Raw genomic sequence first — 2149 nt, 5'->3', positions numbered from 1 at the left:
AAAATATGACGCTCACAGTTTCGCCACAAATAGCGCCAATAAAATTGCCTATCAATATTATAATCCAAAGTATATGGGCGATGCTGACTACGGCAATATACGGCTGCTCGCTATTGGCTATGCAGCGTCAGAGCCAGGATCATATGCAAAAGTAAATTTCGTATACGATAACCCCGGGGTGAGACCGGACATTTCCAAATCATTCAGCTATCCTGGATTACCGACCCTGACTGACACTCGACTCAAATCAATTTCAGCTTCCTACGTGTCCGCAGGTTCCCCCGGGGGGATAATTCGGACTTTCAATATTGCGTATAGAGACGAAGTCTCAGCCATCGGTCGAAACAACTCCAGTAAAGTTCACAGCGTCACAGAATGCGCCGGAGCCGTTTGTCTTCGTCCTACAGTATTCACGTGGTCTGATCAGGCAACTGATTTCTCTTTCTCAACCACCAGTACAAATGTTGTCGGATTTGAAAACTACATTGAGCCGCCACCCAGCACCACTAGACCAGAGATTACAACGTCATCCAGCATCACCGCGAACGTGGACGGTGACTCGAATCGTGACTTGATTTGGATTGAGGGGGCGTCAGGAGATTTCTCGTTCCGTGTGGCAATGTCAACAGGCAGTACTCTTGCAACTACCAGTTACGAATCCAGCAGTTTCAATGAAATCTATGGATGGACGGTTACCGATTACAACCACGACAACTATGCTGATTTCCTCGTGGTTTCTTCAGCGAACGGCACTGAGACGCTTAGTCTTTTCTTGAACAAGGATATTGGAGGAGGAGTCAGGGGTTATGAAGTGACTCCTGCCGTTCTTATTGCCGATCTCGGCTATACAAGCAGCTCAAAGAAGGCTCAATTTTCTGACTTCAACTCCGATGGTGAGGTTGATCTGCTCTATGACTTTAAACTTCGATATCTGGAGCCTGATCCTCAGCAGCTTAACGGGCCGTTCCGATTCTCTACTGAGTCAGTGTACATTACCGAGAGCACGATAAATTCTCTGATCAGTAGTGCCTATAATAGCGCTGGCAGCTTAGTTAGCTCTGCTTTCCAAATTGGCCAGTTGGCGGAACAAAATGTTGACGAAATGAAGTTTGGCACAGACTTCACGAGAGATGGAATACCCGACATTCACATGCCCGTATACCATCGTCAATGTAACTATGTCACCGAAGACCCTCCCGAATACTCTTGTCAACTGTCGCCGCTGGTTGCAGCTGAGTTTATCTTCAAAGGAAATCCTGCAGGTGGGTTCACATTCTGGGGTCTTGCCCGCCTGAACTATGGAGCTAATACACGGTGCTGGCCAGCCGATTTAAATAGCGATGGCTTACCTGACCTCGTGTGCGATGGCGGCCGTATCAGCTTCAATCGCGGCACGTACATGGGGGATACCGCTATTGCATCCAGCATTGCGAATCAGATGTTGCACAGCCTGATCGACTACAATCAGGATGGTTATCTGGACTTTGTCTATAAGGGGGTTAATACACCTAAACTTAAAGTTTTACTTTGGAGCAATGGAACTTTTGAGGAAGATCCCAGCAAAGCAATCGATATCGCATACACCAATTATTACGAACCCTTTGGCCCCGCTGGATCATTCCTCGACATCAATGGTGACGGACTGGATGACTACGTCAATTTCAACACAGGCGTATTTCTGGGACGAACAGCCGCTACGGCAACAAATTCCACCAAAGCCTACAATCTGATTACCAAGATCCGGGATGGTCTTGGTAACGAAAAGCACATCGACTACAAGCCCATGACCGATGCCTCAGTGTATGTCCGTGAGTCGGACGCCATGAGTAAGAATTGGGGAGCAGTGGTCGTCGACTACGTCGCCCCACGCTATGTTGTCAGTCAAGTTCGCAACAAGACCCCCGCTTTTGATGAGACGACCGGTTCATTCAATATAGAAGCCAACAGCGCCATGTCCTATACCTACGCAGGTATGAAGGTACAACCAGCAGGCAGAGGCATGCTCGGCTTCCACAAGATGTCTGTGCTGGACGAGCAGACCGGCATGCGAACAGAGACAACCTATCTCCAACAGTTCCCTTTCACGGGGCTGCCTGCCGAGAGCAAGACATATGTCGCGAACAACGCCACGCCGTTGAGCGAGACCTCT

1 protein-coding gene is annotated in these 2149 nt (G+C 48.7%); it reads left to right on the top strand.

What is annotated here, in order from left to right; genetic code table 11:
- Window positions 1-2149, top strand: a 2149-nt coding sequence (locus tag Q7U10_00345) for an FG-GAP-like repeat-containing protein (GenBank protein ID MDO8281070.1), incomplete at both ends; no start/stop codon positions are given.

The organism is Thermodesulfovibrionia bacterium, assembly GCA_030646035.1.
Lineage (GTDB): Bacteria > Nitrospirota > Thermodesulfovibrionia > UBA6902 > UBA6902 > JACQZG01.
This window is presented reverse-complemented; position numbering and strand designations above follow the sequence as displayed.